This window comes from Rhizobium ecuadorense, assembly GCF_001187535.1.
Taxonomy (GTDB): Bacteria; Pseudomonadota; Alphaproteobacteria; order Rhizobiales; family Rhizobiaceae; genus Rhizobium; species Rhizobium ecuadorense.
Genome location: NZ_LFIO01001347.1, coordinates 1 through 219, shown reverse-complemented (window position 1 = coordinate 219; position 219 = coordinate 1). Strand labels below are relative to the sequence as shown.

Sequence of the window (219 nt, the reverse complement as noted above, 5' to 3'; positions counted from 1 at the left end):
CTGCAAGCCACCATTTTGACCGGCTTGACGGTCAAAAGCTTCGAAATCCTCGACACGCGCGGATTCGACGTTACCGGATCGTCCGCGCAGTTCGAAAGCTTCGAGAAGATTATCAACTCCACCGTCAGTCCCGGCTCCACCTCTGGCATCACCTTGCGGTTGACGGACAGCGCCCATCTCGACCTTTCGCAAGAGCTGGGACCCGGCGCGGTCTCCATC

1 pseudogene is annotated in these 219 nt (G+C 58.9%); it reads left to right on the top strand.

Going from position 1 to position 219, the window contains the following annotated elements:
* Window positions 1-219 (top strand): annotated as a pseudogene (locus AF337_RS28945) (calcium-binding protein); the annotation flags it as partial.